The organism is Flagellimonas algicola (assembly GCF_005937185.1).
Taxonomy (GTDB): Bacteria; Bacteroidota; Bacteroidia; order Flavobacteriales; family Flavobacteriaceae; genus Flagellimonas; species Flagellimonas algicola.
In genome coordinates, this window is record NZ_VCNI01000001.1 from 1675199 (window position 1) to 1695361 (window position 20163).

Sequence of the window (20163 nt, forward strand, 5' to 3'; positions counted from 1 at the left end):
TTTTTATAATTCTAAATTTTATGGTCGAATCTTTGGGATTAGATTTTCGGGAATCTCCAATTTTTTATCATCGGCCCCTCCAGTAAAATTGCTGATGCTGTAACTGTTTGGTAAAGTCCAATCGCATTCGACCCGACCATCTCCCAAAACAATATTTCCCAATTTATTTCTATACCAATCCGCCAATGCACGGTATTCCTTTTTATCGGCCACATTGTTTTTTTCAAGTGGATCGATACGCAGATCATACAAAGCCATATCAGCTTTTGGTCGTTCACAAGTCAAGGCCCATCTGACATCTTTGTTTTGGTTAGGACTGTGTACATCGTCCCACATGTCCCTACTTCTCATGGAAAAAGCAAAATCTAAATTTCGCATATATGCCCGGTGACCATTTACCACATTAATTTCCCCTAAGGCATATTCGCGCTTTGGGGTTTTGTTCGCAGTGACTTCCTGCAGATCGTAACCATCGAGATAATTATACTCTTTGCTCGAAATATCCACACCACCTGCTGACAGAAAGGTAGGTGCGAAATCGACATACTCCACAATGTCCGTGTTCACCTTGCCCGCCGGAAACTTTTCCTTATCAGATGAAACTACAATGACTGCATCATGAACCGACTGCTTCCATGGGCCAAATTTTGCCATCACCCCCTGTTCTCCTAGATGCCATCCATGATCGCCTACGGTGTACACTATGAGATATTCTTCATTTTTTTCTTCGCAATACTTCTTAAATGATTTAACGGCATCACCAATCAAGGCGTCTCCATAGGCGCAAAACGCATAGTAATCCCGTATGGCCTGAAGCTTTTCTTCTTCCTTTAACCGATCTGCCTTGCATTCGTTATAGTGTAGCACCAACTGAGGGGGGAAATTTGATAATTCATCGGTGCTGAACTCGGGAATTTTGTATTTTTTGTTCTTAAAAATATCTCGGTACTCTTTGGGTGGAATTACGGGGGTATGGGGCCATGTAAAACCTAAATGTAGAAATACAGGCTTGTCGTTGTCGGCACCATCTACCTCCCTACCGGAAATGGTCTTATATGACTTCCCAGCATTTTTGAGGTAACTTTTCATTTCCTTTACAATCAATCCGTCTATGGTCTCCCCCGCAGGATTTGGATTTTGACCGCCAATGATCAGTGTGTTATGTGGCCGCGTGTATAATCTTAAAATATCAAAATCCTTATCGACCTTGGCATGCATCTTACGGTCCGCTTCAGGAATCTCCTTCTCAATATCATTGGTTATATATTCCAGTAAAGTGCCATCAGGATAAATGGTCGTCTCTTTCCTATTGATTAGTTTGAATATTCCATCGGGGAATTCAACTTTGGCCTTACCTGTAAAGATATCTCCGTAGCCCTGATTTTGTAGATCACTTTTGAAATGCACAACCAAATCGAACATGTCATCCGGCCTATTCTTGGATTTATCAAGGTACTTTTCAATCGACCAATGCGTCTTACCGAATGCTGCGGTACCATAGCCTTCGTTCCTTAAAATTTGAGATACCAACGGTTTTGATATATCGGCCTCTTGATGTGAATAAAACTTGTAATGGCCCGACCTGAACGGATATCTCCCTGTTAACATGGATGCCCTTGAAATTGCACACATAGGTGAATTATTATAAGCATTCACGAACATGGTACCTTCAGCGGCCAACTTGTTTATATTTGGAGACATTACGAAACCCAACCCACTATCACTTTTTCCAGTGGTAGCCTCATTGTAGCATTCCAAGGCATCGGCCCTTTGATCATCGGTGATAATCCAAAGAATATTGGGTTGTTTTTCTTGGGCATATAAAGTCAAGCAAAAAAAGTAACTGGTAATACACCATATAACTTGTGCTCTAATTTTATTCATAATGTTTTATTTTTATATTCTGTGTAACTACGAATTTATTTTTTCAAACCTCCAAGCCTTCTTGCATCTAGATCTTTATGAAGCTCTTTTGAGGCTTATACCATATGTGGACATGCAATGTCAGTACCAGTTACAAAACCAACATTATAGTTTTCGCAATCGTGTGCCTGGCCTGAAATGGAGAATCTGTATATTGAAACCAATGAGCTCCTACAAAAGATTACATCACCGATATATTGGGTTCCACATGCGCGTGTGATCTGTTTGATCGGCATCATGAATTATGCCCGGACGAAAAAGACCGGAATCCAATGCTCCTATATGATATTCTCCAATAAAATCGAAAAAAGATATTCATTTAGAACATACATTTTCTAAATGTCCACTAGACATAATATAGACAAATGCGTAAGGGAGGTGATGTAGGTCAAATTGATACAAAAAGATCATTGTCTTTTTATTTCTTCCCATCTAAAAATTCCTTTGCCAGATAGGCGTAGGTTTGGTAGTCTAAATTTGCAAACGCCGCAATATTGTTTTTAACTTTTGGGTTCATTTCTTCCTTTCTATTTAGATGCTTCAAATAACGCTTCAGCTGGTTTTTACTCATTGCAGAAAGTTTTTTTGATAAAATATAAGGTACATAGTCAGGTGCATCTCCCAAACAATTAATCATCAAACTTCTACTACCCGAATCAACGGTGTCAAAAGCATCCCAAAAAGGTTTTTGTAAATCTGGGGCATCCTTATATTTTGAAACCAATCGTTTTGCTATAATGCTTCGAACAAGGGGTGTACTCGTCTCAAAAACCTTGGCAATTTGCTTATAATGTTGTTTGTATTTCGGCGACCCTATTTTTCCAAGAGCAAAAAGTTGGTAATCATCATTGACACTGTAGAGCATGTTAATCGTCATAGCTTCATTCAAAACGGTTAATGAAAATGCTTTTAACTGTTCGCGTATCTCACCGTGGACCAAATGCCACGCAGTATAGCACGAATACAATGCCCCTGATACAACAGATTCTTTAACACGGGCTATGGTAGCTCCAGATACGGCGTCAACACCATTTACGCTACGCATCTTGGGTTTTTCTACCAACTGATCTACAGACCTTCTTCCCAAGATTGATTTATCGTCGGTCAACAACGCATGCAGTTTTTGATAATCCTCGATTTTAAATTCATCATGGTCATGTTTGGTAAGCGGGAGTCCAGGATAACGGTCAAAACCAGCGTACTCACCCAACAATGTCCAATACAATTTGATGTTCATCAATTTACAGTCCCCATCTGCACAAACCGGTGTACTAATGTCGGAGGTATATAAAAAAGGGGTTTCTTTTTCATCGAGTAAGGCTACCACTTCTTGTCTGCCCATAGAATCAACCTGAATAAAGAATTCAGTTTCCCTCTCGGTTAATCGCATGCCCTCCTTCCATTCCAAGACAAAGAATTCCGGTGCTGTGTCCATTACAACTCTTGTAGTCTTAAACGAAGAAATGCGTTTTACATCCTCTTGATTTCCAATAAGGAGTAGCACAATCAATGGGATTTGAAAAATAGATTTCATTTCTTGTTCTCCGGAATTTTTTCGTATTTCTGTTCTTCAATCAAGGCCAAATACTCATCTAGATACCCTTTATAGATGTCTCTAGGGTTCACATCATATTTTTTACAAAGTGCTGCCGCAAAACCCACAGCAGCTCCCATTTGACCTGTAGTTCGCATTACCCTTGGTCCTCCCAAGCCAGCATGTGAGCAACTAAAATTTCTCCCCGCCATAAAAAGATTGGTAATGTTTTTGGAATACAGACTGCGATATGGAATATAATATTCGGGGGTTTTATAAAATAGGGCCTCGGACAGAAAATCCGGATTATTCTCATCTTCAAGAACAATCTGGTAGTGAACGTCTATCTCCCTTATTTCGATTACCACTCCATCTTCAAATTTGCGTCCTTCTTTGGCATCTTTAAAAGTAAAAATGTGATCACCCACCAATCTTCTGGATTCTCTCTTTCCAACCAGGGAAGAAACCCATTCCAACTTTCGATTAGCATTTTTAGGGTCTTTTTTTGCATTGGCAAAAGAACCGTAAATCGCTCGTAACATATGATCCCGAATTTCTTCGGCATCATCTATTTGATTGTAATCAGGGCTACTGAATTCCCATTGCCATTCCCCATTAATTTCTGAATGTGATTTGGCAACGGGCATTGCCCACGGAACCTCCGGAAAAGTCTGTGCCGATTCGGTTTCTTTTGACCCCCATAGGACGGATGAGCCCATTACCGCATTATCGGCTTCTTTGGGACTCCACAATTCACCATGTTCCTCCCAATCTTCCCCATAGGTATCTACACTTTCGCGTCCATATGAAAATTCGGCACCCGCCCAGTATCCAATCCAGCCGTCTCCGGAGGAATCTACAAAACGCGGTGCGGTAAATCGAATACGTTTGCCTGTTGATGTATGTCTGGCATCAACAAATTGAATTTGGTTGTTCTCAGCCTTCGCATCATACGCCCTATGATTTAGATACAAATCGATATTCTCATAACTTTTTACATTCTCATCACGTTTTATCTGGTCTAATTTTGCATCCGCACTCCCGTTCGGATAATGTTCTGTATCTATTTTTTTAAGAATCCGTTCAAAATTTCCGTAAATACCTAAGGTATGCACTCTAATTTCTTCACTGGCGTTTCCACCTAAAACTGGTCTATCATGTATTAAAGCCACATTTAGACCTTGTTCTGCAGCTGCAATGGACGCGGCGCAACCTGCGAGCCCTCCACCAACAACAACCAAATCATATGACTTGGTTTGTGGCGGCGAATTGGGCTCGGCTTTTACTTTTTTTCGCCATTCGGCCAAGTTTTTGGAAGATGATGGGGGTTCTTCCTTTGTAGTTGAAAAGTAGATAGCGTCGCATCTTCCATCGAACCCCGTTAAATCAACCAACTCTAAATTTACTTTTTTGCTGTTTACTGAGATCTTATCAACGTACTCCCAACCCCAACCCGAACGGAGGCCAAGAGTTTTATCAAGGTATCGATCATTGATTTTTAACTTAAACCTTCCCGGTGCCTCCCATTTTCCCGGCACCCAATTCTTTGTGCGAACCCAAATGTGATATTCTCCATTTGAATTGAACCGGACCATGGTCCTGGCATTTTTAACAGGATTGCCCATTCCATGGGCCAATAGATAAGGTGAGCCCATTTGTTGCTCAAACTGTGGATCTACTACCCACCCACCTGGGTCATCAAAGCTTTCCGCTTCGATAAGAATTTCTTGTGAAATCACAGAAAAAGTACCTATAAATACTATTAAAACCGATGTAAAAAGTTTCATACCAATTTTTTTAATCTCTTCAAGATTACATCGAATCTCTTGGACTCGTAAGGTTTCGAAAACAGATAAATTGTAAACCCTTTTATTTTAAAATTACCTTAAATATAAGTAATGTGTGGCCCTATGCCATTAATTAGGACTAGACATTACATTGACAAGCGATTCATTATCAGATGCTTGTTTTGTGGGACAAGTGCCAAAATTGAAATATGGAGGAAAGAGATTGAGCGAAAAAGGGATTGTTTAACTAATCCATGAATAGATTGGGTAGAAAAAGCGACAATTCTGGAAATAGAGTAACCAAAACCAAGACCAACAAACTCACCAATAAAAATGGGAATCCGGCCTTGCTGACCTTGCCAATAGATACCTTTCCTATGCTGGATGCTACAAATAGACAGACACCTACTGGTGGTGTTGTCAGACCTATAATCAAGTTTAGAACGGCGATTACTGCAAAATGAATTGGATCCACATCTACCGCCAAGGCTACCTTTAAAAGTATAGGAAAAAGAATTAGTAGCGCTGCAATCGTCTCCATAAATGTTCCTACTACAATGAGTAAAAGATTGATAAGGAGCAATACAACATATTTATTGGAACTAAAACCTAAAATCTCACTTGAAATGGTCTGGGGGATTTGTTCCGTAATCAATATCCACCCAAATAGATTTGCGAAACCCACCAGAATCATTAAAGAGGACGAAGTCTTGATGGAATCAATCAGAACCACCTGTACATTTTTAAAGTTCAATTTCCCGTATACAAATCTTCCAATGACAAGAGCGTAAATGACCGCAATTACCGATGCCTCAGTGGGGGTGAATATTCCAGCGATAATCCCAAAAAGAATAATAAAGGTCATGAGTAGTGACCAAAAAGTATCAACAAACCCACGAGCGACTTGGGAAAGGCTACTTCTTGCGTGTTTTGGATAGTTTTTTTTCCTAGCTATAACATAAGCAACCAACATAAGCCCTACCCCTAACAATAAACCCGGTATGGCCCCGGCCAGAAATAACTTCCCTACCGACAGTCCACTCAAGGTGGCTGCAATAATCATAGGTACACTTGGAGGGATTATTGGCCCAACTGTTGATGAGGCGGCCGTAATGGCGCATGAAAATTCGGCATCATACCCTTCCTTTTTCATTGCAGGAATCATAATAGATCCCATACTTGCAGTATCTGAGATTGCGGTTCCCGATATCCCGGCAAAGAGCATTGAAGCCCCTATGTTTACCAACGAAAGACCTCCTCGAATATGTCCCATAAGGTGATTGCAAAATAGAATTATTTTTGCCGTAAGTCCTCCTTGGTTCATCAGATTACCTGCAAGAATAAAACCTGGAATGCTCAACAGAACGAAAACATCAATTCCAGAATACATTTTTGAGGGTATTACAATTAATGGTGTTCCTTTTATAATTAGATATACCAGGCAAGAAAGCCCCAGTGAAAAGGCTATGGGATATCGCAAAAACAGACCAACAACGAATATTACCACCAATACCCAGATCATGTTCTTCTATTTTTTAGAACTGACTGCAACTGTTTAAAGGAATAATAACAAAGAGAAATTGACATAATTGCTATGCTTAAAAATGCAAAGGACATGGGAAATTTCAAACTAGGTGATTTTTCTCCCACACCCAGCCATATGAGTGGGATCGTGTAAATCAAAACTATAATGAACATTAAAAATGTGCATATCGGAATTAACAGGTTCAAAAGGTTCTTAATTTTTGAATTGAACTTATCATAAAAAGTATCAAGGGAAACAAAATAGTTGCTTTTTAAAGCCAAACCGGAAGCAAAAGAAATGGCATAAACAAAAAACAGACGTGATGCCTCTTCCGTCCATGAAGGAGCACTCTCTAAAAAAAATCGAGCAAAAATCTGTAATAGAACGGCACTTAAAAAACCAAAGGTCGCCAATATCGTACCTATTTTCAGAACCCTTCCAATAGCTATGTGCAATTTCATCTTTTTAATTTAATTGGGCTCGGATTTGATGATAGACCTCTTGCATTTCAGGGGTTAGACTATTGTAAATACCTTTTTCGGATTTTTGAAGAAAGGCCTTTTTGTTTACCTCAATAAACTCCATTCCCGTAGCTTTTAGTTCTTCTTGAACTCTTTTTTCATTCTCTAAAAACAACTGATGTTCATAATGAATCATGTCTGTGGAGGCTTCCAAGAAAACTTCTTTAAGATCAGGAGGTAATTTTTGAAATTGCTTTTCTCCGATTACTGGGTACACCCAACTTACCACATGGCCTGTAAGGTTCAAATATTTTTGCACTTCTGCAAATCCCATGTTTTTAATCATGGCTAAGGGATTTTCCTGAGCCTCTATGGTTCCCTGTTGGAGAGATGTGAAAACTTCCGATAAAGCCATAGGCGTTGGTTTGGCCCCCAAGATTCTCCAAGCGGTCACAAAAGATGGCACGTTAGGCACACGAGTAACCAGACCATTTAAATCATCAGGGTGTTTTATGGGGCGGTTTGATGTTAAATGTCTGTTGCCCCTAAGAAAATATCCCAATGGTCTTAGTCCTTCTTTTTGGATCATTTCTTTTGTGATTCTTTCTCCGATAGGCCCGTTGACTACCTGTTTCATTTCCGTACTATCCTTGAACAAAAATGGTAATTCGCAAAAAACCAAGATTTCGCTCCAGTTGCTCAGCGTAGAACCGGTAGTTGTCATATCAATAACTTCGGTTTTTATAAGCCGAATTGCTTCCATTTCCTTGGCGAGTTGTTCTGAAGGATACACCTCAACCTTCATTCTACCATTGGAACGTTCTTCCAGAATTTCACCAAAATACACAAAGGCTTTTGTCCATGTGTGGTCCTCACTGGGAAGCAAAGCTGCACGGAATAAAAACTCTGGTTCGGATACCGTTTTGCATTGAACCAAAACTAAAAACACGATAGTCAAGAAACTATATCGTAAAATGAATCTTCTGGTATTTAACATGGGCTAATCTTCTCCGAAAATTACTTTAAGTGATTTGTTATGTTCCTCCATGGCTTTTACAGTTTTCAAATTCACCTTGGTTTGCCAAAGATAGAGGCGTTTTAAACTTTCCATTTTTTGGATTTCAGGTAGGCAGGCATCACCTACCTTGGTTCCGTATAAATTTAAGGCCTCCAGATGTTTAAGACCGGAAAGTTGGAGAATTCCCTTGTCAGAAATGTCCGTTTGCTGTAACTCAAGTCTTGTGAGGTTTGGCAATTTTCCGACAACGGCCAACCATTGGTCTTGCACATTGGTCTGGGCCAAAGACAGCCAGGTGATATGATTTTTTACTTTTTCCAATTCCATTAGTTGCTCTTGGGTTAGGTCGGTACCCGAGTATGTCACATCCAGCAACGGGTTTTTAACACCAAGCGATTTGACGGTAAAGCCATTTTTTTCCAGATGCAATAGCTGCACACTATCCAAAGGTTTCAGCTGAACGGTCTCATACCACGCTTTTGGTTCTGTATCAATTCCGTACTTTCTTAATAGAACAGGTTTTATGTTATCGGTAACCTCCACGGATGTCACTGTACCATCGAAAGATACACCTTGCTCAATCCACCATTCTATGGTTTTGATTTCGTCATAAGTTAGCACATCTTTGGTAGGAGGCATAAATTTTATATTTTTTTGCGGTAGGGTAATCCGTCTAAAAAGCTCACTTTCCCCAACATTTCCTGCAACCAGAATATCTTCACTATTCCCTCCCAGCATTAAAGAATCTGAGTGACTCATGTTCAATCCCCCGCGTTTGATTTCATCATTATGGCATGCTACGCATTTTGATTGGAAAATTGGTTGTATCAAATGTGTGTAAACAAGAACAGAATCCGGGTTTGAAAACTGGGTTATAGAATCCATTTTTGTCGTAGGTCCCAACAATTTTCGAATGGGTTCCGGGGCATATTCGGTTAAATAGGATTCACCATGGGTTAAATTTCCTCCTTTGTGTCCTTCAACAAACAACATACCCAACAGTAAGAGGTTAAAACCATTTTGAATCAAGTTTGAATAATTCTCAGGTTTTCTTTTAATCCACCATCCTATAAAAGCAATCACTACCAGGGCAACGCCCAACCACCGATGTGAGAAAAGCATCTCCTCATCATATAAACCGGTAGCGCCGAGCCACCAACCAGAAAAAGCGGCCCCAACCGCACTTAGAGCTCCCAAAAACCAAGCAACCGGTATTAGTTTGCTTTTGTTTTTGGTCTTTTTAAAGCTTTCGTACCATTCCAATGCAATGGCTAAAAATAGAAACCCTATGGGCATATGTACGAAAAGCGGATGAAAACGTCCAACAAAGGTTGAAAATTCCAGTGCAATCATTTTTGGTGGTTATTAGTGGTTGTTCTCCATTAAAATAGGTAAGTCTTAATTGAAACAAAGAATATCAATCATCCCAGTGTTCGTCAATAACTTTTTGAATGTGTGGGTAATTCTTATCAGTCTCATTTAAACTTTCTCGCATTTGAACCAATTGATTTTTTAAATCAGCAATAGTTTCCTGATACTTCGGGTCTTTATAAGCGTTGTTCATTTCCTTTGGGTCTTTTGTTAAATCATAGAATTCCCATGCTGGTGGAGTATGATTTGCAAAGTCATTGCCCCAACTTTCCTTGTTCCATGTTGCATTTGGATCATCAGTATCAACCCAATACTTTCCGTAATAAAATATCAGCTTATGCTCTTTTGTACGGATACCAAAATGTGCAGGATTTTGATGTCTGTGCGCTAAATGCATCCAATAACGATAATAGGTGGCGTTTTGCCAATTATCGGGTTCTATTCCTGTTTCAAGAATGGTCTTAAAACTTTTTCCCTGCATATAGTCAGGGGTTTTACCACCTGCCAGTTCTATCATGGTAGGGGCAAAATCCGTATTGTTGATTATGGCATTCGTTCGGCTTTTCGCTTTTATCTTTTCAGGATAGCGAACAAAAAAAGGCATGCGCATCGACTCATCGTACATCCATCTTTTATCAATATAATCATGCTCGCCCAACATAAAACCCTGATCCCCGGTATACATTATAATTGTGTTTTCGAGCAATCCCTCGGTTTCCAAATAATCAACTAACCTTTTGACATTGTCATCGACACCTTTGACGCACCGCAAGTATTTTTTAAGATAATCCTGATATACTTTGCTGGTATATTCCCTTTCGATGGAATCCATTTCCCATTTTACATATTCCTTTGGATCTATATCCCTTGCATTTCTGTACTTCTTATAGATTGTACTATCATTCCAATAAATATTCATGGCTTGATTACGAATCAAATTTCTATGGGAAACCGAAGAACCAATTGTTCTGGTCAAAGAATCGTTTTTACCCCTGGTCGCCTCTGAGCCATGTTGACCTATTTCATAAAGGCTTTCAGGTTCTGGAATAAATGTGTTTGCCAGATAATCTTCATAACGCGGAGCATATTCAAAATCATCATGGGGCGCTTTGAAATGATGCATCAAGAAAAAGGGTTTTTCAGGGTCTCTTTTATTTTTTAGATAATCAAGGGTAATGTCCATGATTTTATCAGAGGAATGACCTTCTGTCTTTATGATATTGTTTGGCCAGGATTTTTCACCCCTCACTCTAAATTCGGGGTCAAAGTACTTGCCCTGTGCCGGAAGTACCGTATAGTAATCAAACGCCGCTGGTTCCTCATGTAAATGCCATTTGCCAACAATTGCCGTTTGGTATCCAAGCTTTTGCATTTCTATGGGAAGAAACTGCTTTTCAGGAGCAATTGCCCCTTCCAGGTCAAGCACCCCGTTAGTCTGGGCACGCTGCCCCGTAATAATTGCTGCACGACTGGGCACACATATTGAATTGTTCACAAATGCATTGTCAAATATCATCCCCTCATTGGCCAATTTATCAAGGTTTGGCGTTGGGTTAAGACCTGCCAATCGACTTCCATAAATTCCGAAAGCTTGGGTGGTATGATCATCAGACATAATGTAGATGATGTTAGGCTTTTGGGCAACCCCTTTGTCTTCCTGAATACAAGAAAGCAATGTAAAAGAAACAAATAAAGGCGCGATGATTTTCAAATAAGTGGTCATAAGTATTGTTTTGGTTGCTTAAGCTTGGAAATACCGGATTTTTTAGATAAAAAATTATTTTATACGTTTTCGAATCGATTTCACTTATACCTACACCCGCTGTAACTTTATTGGCGGGGTTCTGTTAGCATTCCATTGACAGATGTACAGGTTTTTATCTTCATCGACACAAACATCATGTCCGTGCAAGATTGGTTTATGCTCCAGTTGATAAGATTTTTGTAGCACTCCATTAATGTATGAGGGTTCAGTACCCCCTGGGTTTGAAATCACCTTATCGCCATCCAAAATGGTTACAAAACCAGTATGGTCCCTCCAATCGGTCTTGCCGATCTTCGGTTGTGACCAACAAACCCCAGCATACAAGTTAGTATCATCAAAAACGGGTCTACATACTTGCATATTTGGTAAATGAAGTGTCTTTATAAATCTACCATCCAAACTAAAAAATTTGAAGGATTGTTCGTTTCTAGAGGTACACACCACCATCGGGTTATCCTTGTCACGATAATCTATAGCCACCCCATGTGCATTGGAAAGATTGTAATTTGTATCCGTGTTGTCCTTACCTCCCCAATGTCTAATATATTCTCCGGTGGAAGAGTATTGAATAATAAAGTCCATTCCATAACCGTCAGCAACATAAATATCACCGTTTGGACCAATGGCAACTTCAGTTGGTCTGAATGGATCTCCAGGTTTGTATATACCTATAGTTTGAGGGTGTCCAATATCAAACAAAACCTTTCCGTCTGTTGTTGTTTTGCTAACACGCCCATTATGCGGTATCCATTTTCCGCTTTTATCCATGTACCATCCCGAATCGGTGAGGTATAAAAAATCTTCCCCCCCTTCATCAGAAATAGTAAGGCCGTGACCACCTGGGTAGGAAGTACCCCAATAGTCCAACAAGGATCCTGATTTATCGAATATTAAAATGTTATTCTCCGGATGGTCTCCAATCATGATCAGGCGACCTTTACTGTCCATTTCCATCTCATGGCAGTTTAAGAGAGGGCGGGATGTTCCAATTTGTGCCCAGTTTCTATTGATTTTGTATTGGTAATCTCCGTGACCGATGATTTCCTCCTCAAGAACTGGTTTTTTCATCAGATGAAATCCAAAACTGGGAGCAGTTGTAATGGCAGCAGTTGCCAAAGCAGTATTCTTAATAAAGTTTCTTCTGTTTTTCATTGGTTGGTAATTTTTATTTACTGCATTGATCTTAGCTCAAAATGTCTTTTACTACGTGTCCATGAACATCTGTCAATCGGAATCTTCTGCCCTGATGTTTAAAGGTCAGTCGTTCGTGGTCAATGCCGAAAAGATGGAGCAAGGTGGCATGAAAATCGTGCACATGCACTGGGTTCTCAATCACATTATAACTAAAATCGTCGGTTTTGCCGTAACTCATCCCTGGTTTTACGCCAGCTCCCGCCATCCACATAGTGAATGCTTTGGGATGGTGATCTCGACCATAATTCTCCGGCGTTAATTGACCTTGGGAGTACACGGTTCGTCCGAATTCGCCACCCCAAACTACTAAGGTGTCTTCAAGCATTCCCCGCTGTTTTAAATCCTTTATCAAAGCAGCATTACCTTGGTCGGTTTTCTTACATTGTGATTTAACACCCCCCGGGCAAAAACTGTGTTGATCCCAACCTTGATGATATAATTGAACAAACTTTACACCTTTCTCCAATAACTTTCTTGCCATAAGGCAATTTGCGGCATACGTTCCGGGGTCTCGACTGTCTTCCCCATACATATCAAAAATATAGTCCGGCTCATCTGACATGTCGGTCACTTCGGGAACCGAGGTTTGCATTCGAAATGCCATTTCATACTGTGCCATACGGGCATTAATCTCTGGATCTCCATAGGCGTCATGCTGCACTTCGTTAAGTTTACCGAGATAGTCCAACATCTGTCTTCTATCGTTGCCATCATAATTTTCTGGATCGCTCAGATAAAGCACTGGGTCTTTCCCAGAACGGAATTGAACTCCCTGATGCTCAGTGGGTAAAAAACCATTCCCCCAGAGACGGGAATATAATGGTTGTCCCCCCATATTTTTTGTGATGAGGGTTATAAAAGTTGGAAGATTCTCATTGTCGGAGCCCAATCCATAACTCAACCATGCACCGATTGAAGGTCTGCCCGGCAATTGATTCCCAGTCTGCATAAAGGTAATTGCAGGGTCATGGTTAATTTGGTCCGTTTGCATAGATTTTATAAAACAAAGGTCATCCACAACTTCAGAGGTGTAGGGCAGTAAATCACTTGCCCAAGTTCCCGAATCCCCATATTGTTTAAAATCAAAAAGCGAAGGTGCCATGGGAAAAGTTGTCTGCTCTGCACTCATGGCCGTTAAACGCTGTCCTTGACGAACTGAATCAGGTAAATCTTGCCCGAACATATTTTTAAGCTTCGGTTTATAGTCCCACATTTCGAGCTGCGAGGGTCCACCACTTTGAAATAGATAAACGATGCGTTTGGCCTTAGGTAGATGATGAGGAAGACCTAAACGATTCCTATTGTATGATTTTAATAAATTCTCTGCATCCCTAGCATCCATGCTGCCATTATTTAACGCAGCAAAAGACTTATCAGCGCTAAGAAGAGAACCTAATGCAATTGCCCCCAGTCCCATCGAAGTTTTTGTCAAGAAATTACGCCGATCCATTGCGCGCTCTACTTCTTGTAGGTCTTTATTGGTTGATCTTAAAATATTATGATGATTGTGACACATGTATTATCAGTTTAAACTATTGACTATCTTTTTGTTATTACCGCATCAGAATTGATGATTGTACTGGCTACTACCGCATTTGCGGCTACCAGAGCTTCATCATTGTCATTGGAAATACGGAATTCGCCGGTATTAATCCATCCTTCGGTTTTCATTTTATTCGTCTTGAACTTTTCATATTCTATAAGCCGTAAATCTGCCAAAAGCTGTAATTCTTCATTTTTAATGGTTCTCCCCGTCAATTTTTTAAAGGTGTCAGAGATACCCGCCTTGGGGTCGGAATATTGTAACATGGTATAACCCAATACCCGTGACGCTTCGACATAAGTAGGGTCGTTCATCAAAACCAAAGCCTGCAGCGGTGTATTGGTTTCTTGACGGCGTACCGAGCAAAACGACCTTTCAGGAGTATCAAAAGTGGCAATGGTAGGGTGCGGCACAGAACGCTTCCAAATGGTATAAATACTCTTTCGATATAATTTTTCTCCTTTATCTTCTTCATACGCTGCACCATTTATTTTCCAAAGCCCTTGCGGTTGATAGGGTTTTACACTCTTGCCTCCAATCTTGCGATTTAGAAGTTTGGAAGCGACCAAAACATTGTTCCTTAGCATTTCACCGGTCAATCTACTGGAAGGTCCTCTGGCCAGAAGCCGGTTTGCTTTGTCCTTTTCAAGTAGTTCTTGCGTTGTTACAGAGGACTGTCGATAGGTGTTTGACATGACCATGATTTTATGTAATGCTTTTACATCCCATCCAGACTTCATAAACTGAATCGCTAACCAATCTAATAGTGCAGGGTGACTAGGTAATTCACCTTGATTTCCAAAATCTTCCACTGTGCGCACGATACCTGTTCCAAAAATATTCTTCCAGTATCGGTTTACTGCAACGCGCGCAGTTAGGGGGTTTTCCTTACTGGTAACCCATTTGGCCAATCCCAATCTATTTTTTTCATAATTATCAGGAAATGCAAATATCTTATCCGGAGTATTGGGGTATACCTGCTCGCCATATTGGTCATAGAGCCCACGTTCCAAAACAAAAGTTTCCCTTGGTCGGTCCATTTCTTTCATGACCATTATTTCTTGCACTCTTTCTGCGCTATCTACCTGAATTCTACGCACCTTTTCCAGCTCAAACAATGAGTTCTGATAGGATTTGGACCTATTTGTCAAAAAATGCGTTTTTAGCAGACTTTTGTCTTCATCCTTCAGTTCTTTACTATTCTTGGCTACAAGGGACTGTATCTTCGTTGAGCCTAATACTTGACCGATTTCCAGAGGATTTAATTCTTTGTCAAAGACCAGAATATCATCCACTAGAGCACCTCCTATACCTTTTCCACGCCAACGAGCGCCAATCTGTAACCCTGGTTCAATAGGCTGTTTATAGATGAAATCTTCATAAGAGTTGAAAATAATGTCTTTATAGAGATTGTCAACATCAACAGTCGTTTCCAGCTCTTCTCCATCCATGTAAATTTTAAATCCGGAAGCTTTACTGGAACCATCATAGGTCATTGTAAGCTGGATCCATTGGTTTTTTGGAACTTCTTTTTCTGTCACCTCTACTATGGCATTATCAGGCCAGACATGGGCCAACATAATCTCCAGCTTGTTCTCTGTTAGGGCCAGATGGTACCCCCGATAACTATGAAGTCGTGTCCCATAATTTTTATGGAATATAACCCCTGTTTCTAATTCCTTGGGAATCTTTATGCGGATTCCAATGCTAAATGGCTCATTGCGGCGAAAAATCCCGATAGGTTTCAAATCTAACCAAGCATCGCCATCGAATTCTAAGCCCTTACCGGAAAAGCCTTCAACAATCTTGGCGAATTGTTTAGGCGCAAATTGGCGGTCCATTTTTCCTTTTTGGGATGGGTTTAAAGCATTGCTAAGGCTACCGTTTCTAAAATCTATTCTGGCAACAAGATTATTTGGAGTACGTCTTGGATTAATTTTCTTATAACCCTCGGAATCTATCCAATCCGTAAATTTTTCGCTTTCAGATTGCTCCACTTTAGCGACTGCAAGTTCCTTCTTTCCGATTAGGTTATCGATATAAGCCAAAAAATTCTCCTGTTCTTTGGTGGGAAGCTGCATGTTGGGCACTGGCATGGACCAATCCCAAGGAATTTGTCCCGATTCATTCACATTATTAAAGAAACTGTACATTTCATAGTAGTTCTTTTGTGAAATGGGATCGTATTTATGATCATGACATTTTGCGCAGGCCATGGTCAACCCTAAAAATGCTTCACCAACAACATTGGTCCGATCGGCGACATATTCAGATCGGAACTCCTCATCTATAATACCCCCTTCAAGATTCTGGGGATGTAAACGGTTAAAAGTAGTTGCCAAAATCTGCTCTTTGGATGCGTTTGGCATCAAATCACCCGCTAATTGCCAACGAATGAATTCATCATACGGCATATTCTCATCAAATGCTTTGATGACCCAATCTCGATAAGGAGAAACATCCCGATAACGGTCCACCGTGTAACCATGGGTATCGGCATAGCGTGATAGATCCATCCAATCCAAGGTCATTTGCTCAGCAAAATGAGGGGAAGCCATCAAGCGGTCAACTTGTTTTTCATACGCATCAGGCGAGCCATCATTTACAAAAGCATCGATTTCTTCCAAAGTTGGAGGCAATCCGGTCAAATCAAAACTTAAACGTCTCAATAAAAGTTCCTTGTCGGCAGGTGGGCTTGGTTGTATGTTTTCTTGTTCGAGCCTTGCGAGTATAAAATTATCGATAGGGTTAACCACTTTTCCTTGTAATGCCACCTGGGGTGGTTTCTGTTCTTGAGGGGGTAAAAAAGCCCAATGATCCTTATACTCTGCACCGTCTTCAATCCACTTTATCAACATGGCCTTTTCATGCGTAGATAGCGTCAAATGTGAAGAGGGTTCTGGCATTATAATTTCAGGGTCATTACTAAGAATTCGGTTGACCAGTTCACTGTTTCCAGCATTTCCCGGGTCTATGGAATAGACTCCAGGCGTGTTATCAGACTCGGCGTAGGCAAGTTCGGGTAGGTGCAATTGAAGGTTGGCCTTCACCTTTGCCTTGTCTGGCCCATGGCAAATAAAACATTTATCTGATAAAATGGGCTTAACATGCTGGTTGAAATCTATTTTTTCTGGAAGCTTTTCATAGGCAAGTTCAACGTCTTCCGGTAAATTAGGTCCCCCACAGGAAACCAACAGCACCGTAAAACCCAGCACTGTAAAAATGGAATTTAAATTATACATCAAGCGACTTGATTTTATTTCACTAAAGATATTTTGTTTCGCACAAAGGTTATTTGTATAAATAAGACATGTTTTTGTACTTTTCCGACATCTTGTTTATTTATAATCTCCAATATTGAATAATTTGTTTTAGAAATTAATTGGCAATTAACTTGTTATAAAACTACTACTTCTATGCAAAGAGTTGGACAATCCTTACATTTTGAATTGCTTCACGCGGGCCACGCCGAGCTGGACCATCGGTGGAACTATGACAATGTTATAAGTCCATTTACACGTATGTTTTTGGTGACGAAAGGTGCTGCAATGCTGTATCATTCCAACCACTCTTATGAACTAGAACCGGGGTTCATTTATCTAATTCCGAGCTATGTCTACAATCGATATACATGCGAGTCGTATCATAAGCAATATTATGTGAGCTTTATTGTAGGTTCCGAAACTGGGCCATCTATTTATGATCTTAAAAAATTCAAATACCAAGTGGCTGAAGAGCCGAATGACAGATATTTGTTCAAGCGGCTTTTGGAGCTTCACCCTGATAGGGTAATTTACGATAGTGAACCCTCGGCCTACAGTGCCAAATTAGCCGGGCACCTTAGTGCAAATGAACAATATGCTCGAATGTACCCTCACCGATATCTCGAAACAAATGGCATATTGACAATTTTATTATCAAGATTTATAGATTCCGGGATTTTGCAGGAAGACTATCGAGATCTACATGATCTTCGAAAAATTCAAATCTACATCGCCGAAAACCTTGACAGACACATTTCCATTGCTAAAATGGCAAGAAATTTTAACATGAGTAGCGATCACTTTTCACGGACTTTTACCAAAATGATCGGGGTGAGACCCAACCGTTACATACAGGAAAGAAGGATTGAGCGTGCGCAAATGTTGCTTTTAACCACTTCAGACACTGTTTCGCAGGTGGCCGAAAAAACTGGGTATCAAAGCCTGGCCTATTTCAGCCGGGCCTTTAAAAAGATTACGGGTAAAAATCCAAACACTTTCAGAAAAGGCCGTTTTGATTTTTGAAAAAAAATCGCACTTCTTAACTTTGAAAGGAAAGTCAAATAACCCCATTTGCTATCAAATTGACTGTCAACAAATCGGTCAACAGATTTTGTAAAATCGTTCCAAAGCAAATAAAACTTCGGGTTTCTAACAGTTGCTAGAATCCTGCCGAGGTCGCGAATAAATAGTTCGACAAGAAAAAACGCCAAGCTTGCTTGAGCGTTTTTTAGTTTGAGCTAATTTCAAAATGGAGCTCTGTTTGTTAGAAAGACATATACTACCCTTTCAAGGCCATCCTATAATTTAATAAGCATCATCATACGTCGTGTCCAAAATCCATACTCAGAAGAGATGGATTCCCAAATCTTTTCAAAAAAACAATCAAAATCCATACGCCCACTACAAATGCAATGGCACAAACAAGCAATAAAGTATTGGTTGAAGAGGCAATCAAATCGTAAAAGAGGAGCATATTGAAACACACAAGGATGAATAGAACAAACTTGCCAAAGTATTTTTCAAACAAACTGCTTTTCACAACATTATTTGAGTACGCATCTAAAATAACCTCAGTCATCCTTTTGGAAAATCCCTTATCAGCTTTTTCCGGTTTTAGTTCTTTTAAAAGCTCAGTCAATTCCGTCTCATCAATATTTGTTTTCTTCATAACAGTTCCTTTGTTTCATTGCCCAATAATAGCTTCAATTGCTCCTTGAGGAGTTTTCGCCCCCTAGAAAGACGCATCTTGATGGCTGATTTTTTTAAGCCAAGTATTCCCTTAATTTCAGTGATTGTCTTTCCCTCCGTATAATGTAGAAAAAAAATCAAGTGGTCCTCCCTAGAAAGTTTATTCATTGCTAAATCTAAATATCTGAGTTTTTCTGCTTGTAACAATTCCTCCCAACCCTTATTCAACGTTTCAAAATGTATTTCGTCTTTGTAATGGTTTTCAGTATAACTCAATTCTCTCTTTCTTTTCTCAATTTTAGTCAAAGCGTTATTATAGACGATACGATAAAGCCAAGTGGAAAACTTCGAGGATTTTTTGAACTTTTTCAAAGAAGCAAAAGCCCTTATAAAAGAATCTTGAACAACTTCTTCCGCGTCTTCTTTATTCTGTAGAACCTTAATCGCAATCGCATAGGCCAAATCCTTATAGGCGTTTACCAGATACTCAAGTCCCTCTCTATCTCCACGAGCGGCCTGCTCCAAATACTTGTCCTCCTTATTGTTTTCTTGACCAGCTGCCATTCCTCAAGTTAGACTATCTTTTTTAATAAATGGTCACAAATTGTGACCACCAAGGACTATTTTAAGTCTAATCTAGAAAGTCGATAAAATAAATTAGATCAAGAATTATGGAAGTTACTTCTGCCGCATTGTTCATTTCCCTGGGCCTGGTAGTCTTTGGAATATGCTATTATTATTTCACTACTCGAAACAGAGAACGTATGGCCTTGTTGGAAAAAGGATTGCCAAAAGATTACTTTAAAGGCAGTACCACTTACCTACCTTTACTATTGACTTTGGGCATTGTAAGCATTGCGATTGCCCTAGGTGTTCTGGCAGGTGGGTTTTTGAGTTCTTTGGAAATTAAAGGCATAGGATATCTGATGTTTCCTTTTTCTATTTTCCTATGTATGGGAATCGGTTTATTGATCTCCTATAAGGTCCTTAAAACCATGCAAAAAGAAAATTAACCAACCCTGGGGATTTCGGGTATCTATAAGAATCATATCGAATCCTCTTCGAATCAATATTCATCAATCAAAATCAA

Annotated in this window: 15 protein-coding genes; 2 read left to right on the top strand and 13 right to left on the bottom strand. The window is 39.9% G+C overall.

What is annotated here, in order from left to right; genetic code table 11:
* Positions 1-18: 18 nt before the first annotated feature.
* The 11 genes from FGG15_RS07295 to FGG15_RS07345 all read right to left on the bottom strand — a co-directional run bounded on the left by FGG15_RS07295 (position 19) and on the right by FGG15_RS07345 (position 17363).
* Positions 19-1884: a sulfatase-like hydrolase/transferase gene (locus FGG15_RS07295; RefSeq protein WP_237561769.1), complete on the bottom strand. Its 1866-nt coding sequence runs from the start codon at positions 1882-1884 to the stop codon at positions 19-21.
* Positions 1885-2341: 457 nt separating this feature from the next.
* Positions 2342-3457 carry a hypothetical protein gene (locus tag FGG15_RS07300; protein WP_138834730.1) on the bottom strand — a complete coding sequence of 372 codons (1116 nt, stop codon included), beginning with the start codon at positions 3455-3457 and terminating at the stop codon, positions 2342-2344.
* Positions 3454-5244: an FAD-dependent oxidoreductase gene (locus tag FGG15_RS07305; RefSeq protein WP_138834732.1), complete on the bottom strand. Its 1791-nt coding sequence runs from the start codon at positions 5242-5244 to the stop codon at positions 3454-3456. The genes FGG15_RS07300 and FGG15_RS07305 overlap by 4 nt, the downstream gene beginning before the upstream one ends.
* Before the next feature lie 247 nt (positions 5245-5491).
* Positions 5492-6766: a TRAP transporter large permease gene (locus FGG15_RS07310; RefSeq protein ID WP_138834735.1), complete on the bottom strand. Its 1275-nt coding sequence runs from the start codon at positions 6764-6766 to the stop codon at positions 5492-5494.
* Positions 6763-7230 carry a TRAP transporter small permease gene (locus FGG15_RS07315; RefSeq protein ID WP_138834737.1) on the bottom strand — a complete coding sequence of 156 codons (468 nt, stop codon included), beginning with the start codon at positions 7228-7230 and terminating at the stop codon, positions 6763-6765. Before FGG15_RS07315 ends, FGG15_RS07310 begins: the two co-directional genes overlap by 4 nt.
* Positions 7231-7234: 4 nt before the next feature.
* A complete protein-coding gene (locus tag FGG15_RS07320; RefSeq protein ID WP_138834739.1) occupies positions 7235-8227 on the bottom strand; it encodes a TRAP transporter substrate-binding protein in 993 nt (330 codons plus the stop codon).
* Positions 8228-8230: 3 nt separating this feature from the next.
* Positions 8231-9601, bottom strand: a complete 1371-nt coding sequence (locus tag FGG15_RS07325; protein WP_138834741.1) for a c-type cytochrome domain-containing protein — start codon at positions 9599-9601, stop codon at positions 8231-8233.
* Positions 9602-9665: 64 nt separating this feature from the next.
* Positions 9666-11342, bottom strand: coding sequence for a sulfatase family protein (locus tag FGG15_RS07330; RefSeq protein WP_138834744.1), 1677 nt, complete (start codon positions 11340-11342; stop codon positions 9666-9668).
* Positions 11343-11432: 90 nt separating this feature from the next.
* Positions 11433-12536: a twin-arginine translocation signal domain-containing protein gene (locus tag FGG15_RS07335; RefSeq protein ID WP_138834746.1), complete on the bottom strand. Its 1104-nt coding sequence runs from the start codon at positions 12534-12536 to the stop codon at positions 11433-11435.
* Between the two features lie 31 nt (positions 12537-12567).
* Entirely contained in the window at positions 12568-14094 is a 1527-nt protein-coding gene (locus tag FGG15_RS07340) for a DUF1501 domain-containing protein (RefSeq protein ID WP_138834748.1), read from the bottom strand.
* Between the two features lie 23 nt (positions 14095-14117).
* Complete coding sequence (locus tag FGG15_RS07345) at positions 14118-17363, bottom strand: DUF1553 domain-containing protein (protein WP_138834750.1); 3246 nt, start codon at positions 17361-17363, stop codon at positions 14118-14120.
* 174 nt (positions 17364-17537) lie between these two features.
* Here FGG15_RS07345 and FGG15_RS07350 point away from each other — a divergent pair, with 174 nt between their 5' ends.
* Positions 17538-18407, top strand: coding sequence for an AraC family transcriptional regulator (locus FGG15_RS07350; protein ID WP_138834752.1), 870 nt, complete (start codon positions 17538-17540; stop codon positions 18405-18407).
* A gap of 295 nt (positions 18408-18702) precedes the next feature.
* On the opposite strand, the gene FGG15_RS07355 is transcribed toward FGG15_RS07350, so the two are convergent.
* Together FGG15_RS07355 and FGG15_RS07360 are read right to left on the bottom strand one after the other, a co-directional pair.
* Positions 18703-19053 (bottom strand): hypothetical protein, encoded by a 351-nt coding sequence (locus FGG15_RS07355; protein WP_138834755.1) that lies wholly within the window; start codon positions 19051-19053, stop codon positions 18703-18705.
* A complete protein-coding gene (locus tag FGG15_RS07360) occupies positions 19050-19637 on the bottom strand; it encodes an RNA polymerase sigma factor (RefSeq protein ID WP_138834757.1) in 588 nt (195 codons plus the stop codon). The genes FGG15_RS07355 and FGG15_RS07360 overlap by 4 nt, the downstream gene beginning before the upstream one ends.
* A gap of 107 nt (positions 19638-19744) precedes the next feature.
* On the opposite strand from FGG15_RS07360, the gene FGG15_RS07365 reads away from it, so the two are divergent.
* Positions 19745-20086 (top strand): DUF6249 domain-containing protein, encoded by a 342-nt coding sequence (locus tag FGG15_RS07365; RefSeq protein WP_138834759.1) that lies wholly within the window; start codon positions 19745-19747, stop codon positions 20084-20086.
* The last annotated feature ends 77 nt before the right edge of the window (positions 20087-20163 follow it).

Coding starts and splice junctions, on each gene's coding strand:
- FGG15_RS07340 (WP_138834748.1), bottom strand. CDS start 14,094: ATGTGTCACAATCATCATAATATTTTAAGATCAACCAATAAAGACCTA.
- FGG15_RS07365 (WP_138834759.1), top strand. CDS start 19,745: ATGGAAGTTACTTCTGCCGCATTGTTCATTTCCCTGGGCCTGGTAGTC.
- FGG15_RS07360 (WP_138834757.1), bottom strand. CDS start 19,637: ATGGCAGCTGGTCAAGAAAACAATAAGGAGGACAAGTATTTGGAGCAG.
- FGG15_RS07315 (WP_138834737.1), bottom strand. CDS start 7,230: ATGAAATTGCACATAGCTATTGGAAGGGTTCTGAAAATAGGTACGATA.
- FGG15_RS07305 (WP_138834732.1), bottom strand. CDS start 5,244: ATGAAACTTTTTACATCGGTTTTAATAGTATTTATAGGTACTTTTTCT.
- FGG15_RS07335 (WP_138834746.1), bottom strand. CDS start 12,536: ATGAAAAACAGAAGAAACTTTATTAAGAATACTGCTTTGGCAACTGCT.
- FGG15_RS07320 (WP_138834739.1), bottom strand. CDS start 8,227: ATGTTAAATACCAGAAGATTCATTTTACGATATAGTTTCTTGACTATC.
- FGG15_RS07300 (WP_138834730.1), bottom strand. CDS start 3,457: ATGAAATCTATTTTTCAAATCCCATTGATTGTGCTACTCCTTATTGGA.
- FGG15_RS07345 (WP_138834750.1), bottom strand. CDS start 17,363: ATGTATAATTTAAATTCCATTTTTACAGTGCTGGGTTTTACGGTGCTG.
- FGG15_RS07350 (WP_138834752.1), top strand. CDS start 17,538: ATGCAAAGAGTTGGACAATCCTTACATTTTGAATTGCTTCACGCGGGC.
- FGG15_RS07325 (WP_138834741.1), bottom strand. CDS start 9,601: ATGATTGCACTGGAATTTTCAACCTTTGTTGGACGTTTTCATCCGCTT.
- FGG15_RS07330 (WP_138834744.1), bottom strand. CDS start 11,342: ATGACCACTTATTTGAAAATCATCGCGCCTTTATTTGTTTCTTTTACA.
- FGG15_RS07295 (WP_237561769.1), bottom strand. CDS start 1,884: ATGAATAAAATTAGAGCACAAGTTATATGGTGTATTACCAGTTACTTT.
- FGG15_RS07355 (WP_138834755.1), bottom strand. CDS start 19,053: ATGAAGAAAACAAATATTGATGAGACGGAATTGACTGAGCTTTTAAAA.
- FGG15_RS07310 (WP_138834735.1), bottom strand. CDS start 6,766: ATGATCTGGGTATTGGTGGTAATATTCGTTGTTGGTCTGTTTTTGCGA.